We start from the raw sequence: 2,883 nt of genomic DNA, 5'->3' as shown, positions 1-2,883 counted from the left end.
ATTTTTACTATGCGTTGGTTTTAGTGGTTAAGGTGTTATGCGGGAGCTTCGGTATTGCGTGCCTCACACCTTAACAAGGCGTTATGTGCTTTGGTGGAAATGGATATGGAAATCACAATCAGGCTTATTGAAACAGAAAGCATTGAGGACAAGGGTATATTCGAGACTTTGTTTAGAGAATACCTATCTGGGTTCTCAGTTGAGCTAGATCTTTCAGTAATTGCTCAGCTATTTGCGTTGCCTTATTTCCACGGATTTATCAGTTTTGTCGACAATAAGCCTTCTGGATTTGCGGTTTGTTTTGAATCGTTCTCAACTTATCGTGCGCAAAGAGTGATGAATATCCATGATTTTATGGTGTCGGAAAGTTTTCGTGGAAAAGGTGTTGGCAAGGCGCAGCTGAGTGGTATCGAACAGTATTGTCGTGATAATGATTACCTCAAAATCACATTAGAGGTCGGTGATGATAATGTTGCAGCTAAAAAGCTTTACAGCTCATTGGACTACGAAGATTACAGGGTAGTTTTGAAAGGGCAGCAACATTGGCAAAAGTACCTCAATTAGCACGCACATAACAAACTGTTCAAGAGGGATTCGCAACGCGTGGCATTTTCACTATGCGTTGGTTTTTGTGTTTAAGGTGGTATGCGGGGGCTTCGGTATTGCGTTGCTCACCCCTTAACAGGGCGTTAGCCAGCAACAAAGAAAATGGGAATTACGTTGATAATAAAAGAAATAGAAAGAAGACAACGACTTTTCAATGCGATCAGCTATGTAGACATTGCGATTGATGTAAAGCCTTCTAAGTTGAGAGACTTGGGTATCTATGGTGGTGCGGCTGGAGTATGGGTTAACTCAGATGTAACAAGGGGCGTAGTTTCTCCATCGAGCGGAGTTGCAGTTAGTATCTTGCACACCGGTAAAAACTACAGTGATAACATGTCGTCAAAGGGCATCGATTATGATTTTCCGAATACAAACAGAAATGGAAGTCATGATCAAAATGAAATACAAGCGCTAAAAAACTGCTTTGAATCCAAGATTCCACTGTTTGTTATCAGTAAAGCTTCGAATCAAAAACTTAGAAACGTCCATATTGGACTTGTTCAAACGTTTGATGAAATCAATGCCAAGGCATTTATCAGATTTGTGGCTCAGGATAAGTTGTTCCCAACAGCAAATGAAACAATCAAAGAATCACAAGCCGAATATAAAGTGACCTTCGAAAATGAAGTAAATGAGTCACTTGATGATAGTTCAGAAAACCGTCAAAGAAGGTTGGCTTCTAGATCTACTAAACCGAAAGTCGTTTATAGACTGGTTCAGGATTATCGTAGAGACCCTGATGTTGTCGCGGAAGCATTATATAGAGCAGAAGGCTTTTGCGAAAAGTGCAAAGAAAAAGCGCCCTTTATTAAGCGTTCCAATGGAGAGCCGTACTTAGAGGTTCACCATATAATACCGTTGTCGCAGGGCGGCTTAGACAGCCTTGAAAATGTAATAAGTCTCTGCCCCAACTGCCATAGGGAAATACACTTTGGGCCAGCTGGCTAACAAACTGTTTAAGAGTGATTCGCAACGCGTGGCATTTTTACTATGCGTTGGTTTTAGTGTTTAAGGTGGTATGCGGGAGCTTCGGTATTGCGTTGCTCACACCTTAACAGGGCGTTAGGCTTACAATGGAGTGTAAAGTCATGAAAGAACACAAGCTAATAGATCTAGCCTTAATTATATCTATAATCGGCGCATATTTGTACTTTGCTGGTCATATCTATCAAGGTGCGTATTATGGATATTTTGAATTACCTGTTGGGCCGTTGCAGGCTAGTGTTGCTTCAGAGAAACAAATTACTGTTGGTACCGGAATCATAATTTTCTTACTTATTGAGTACTGGTACATATCATTACCTGTTGCAGCGTTAACAATTTTTTGTATTAAAACTTTACTAAATTCCGATACTCTCAAACCTAGCGTAAAAGGATTATGTCTTACTCTTCCTGTTTTGAGCTTGTGCGGTGTTATTGTTGGTGTCGGTGTGTACGGAGAAGATAAAGCGGACGAGTTGGCATCTCAGCATAGCGGATTTGTTGATGTTTTGTTCCAACCCAAAGATTTAGTTCAAGAACAAAACTTAAAGCTTATAGGGTGCTATCAGTCATTTTGCGGATTCTATAGTCTTGACTCTGGTGAGACTTTTTCTATCAACACCAATAATATTCTTAGTATGAAAGCTCGAGAATACTAAAGAGCCACCTGAACAGCCTAACAAACTGTTCAAGAGGGATTCGCAACGCATGGCATTTTCACTATGCGTAGGCTTTAGTGTTTAAGGTGGTATGCGGCGGCTTCGGTATTGCGTTGCTCACCCCTTAACAGGGCGTTATGTTTACTTGTATTTCAACGGCTTAAAGGTTTTAGGCTCTAGTTCTTTGTCCCTCTGGCAATTCGTCTCTAGTAGACTCAGCAAATCTGCATTGTCGGTCTAAGTTCTTGAATCTCTCAGCCCGTAAAACATGCCAATGTTCGCGGGTTGCTTCATTGTCAGGTCGTGGCGGTTGGTTTGTGGTTTAGCTGGCTTAAAGTCGCTTCTAGGTTCTCAGTCAATTGGCATTTTTGCTTGGCAGTTGCCTCGGCAATTCAGCATTGTTTTGCGCTTGGTAGGAAAGAAAGGGAACTTGTTGGGGCTTAGTCGGGTTGCCTCATTGGGCAGGGAAGTGGGCTTACTTGTTTTAGGCTGGTCGCCTTTGTCGGTCAAGTTGGTTTCAGCCTTGTGGTTTAGTTCAGAAAACTTGCTAGAAATAGCAGTTCTTTCTCAAGTAAATCATGTGTTTGTGGTAAAACATAACAAACAATTCAACAGTGATTCGCAACGCTTGGCGCTC

The 2,883-nt window shown here is 41.6% G+C and carries 4 protein-coding genes; all 4 read left to right on the top strand.

Annotated features, from left to right (window positions below; all coding sequences use genetic code 11):
• Positions 1–105: 105 nt before the first annotated feature.
• Positions 106–564, top strand: coding sequence for a GNAT family N-acetyltransferase (locus VJL_RS26455; RefSeq protein WP_038882337.1), 459 nt, complete (start codon positions 106–108; stop codon positions 562–564).
• A 144-nt stretch (positions 565–708) separates the two neighbouring features.
• Positions 709–1,554 (top strand): HNH endonuclease, encoded by an 846-nt coding sequence (locus tag VJL_RS27605; RefSeq protein ID WP_050568897.1) that lies wholly within the window; start codon positions 709–711, stop codon positions 1,552–1,554.
• A 140-nt stretch (positions 1,555–1,694) separates the two neighbouring features.
• Entirely contained in the window at positions 1,695–2,246 is a 552-nt protein-coding gene (locus VJL_RS26445; RefSeq protein WP_038882336.1) for a hypothetical protein, read from the top strand.
• Between the two features lie 310 nt (positions 2,247–2,556).
• Positions 2,557–2,883 (top strand): hypothetical protein (locus VJL_RS30110; protein ID WP_038882335.1); only part of this gene is annotated, 327 nt, incomplete at its 3' end.

This window comes from Vibrio jasicida CAIM 1864 = LMG 25398 (genome assembly GCF_000400365.1).
Taxonomy (GTDB): domain Bacteria; phylum Pseudomonadota; class Gammaproteobacteria; order Enterobacterales; family Vibrionaceae; genus Vibrio; species Vibrio jasicida.
This window is presented reverse-complemented; position numbering and strand designations above follow the sequence as displayed.

What these genes read in the sequence shown, in the direction of transcription:
- VJL_RS27605 (WP_050568897.1), top strand. Translation starts at nt 709, where the DNA reads ATGGGAATTACGTTGATAATAAAAGAAATAGAAAGAAGACAACGACTT.
- VJL_RS26455 (WP_038882337.1), top strand. Translation starts at nt 106, where the DNA reads ATGGAAATCACAATCAGGCTTATTGAAACAGAAAGCATTGAGGACAAG.
- VJL_RS26445 (WP_038882336.1), top strand. Translation starts at nt 1,695, where the DNA reads ATGAAAGAACACAAGCTAATAGATCTAGCCTTAATTATATCTATAATC.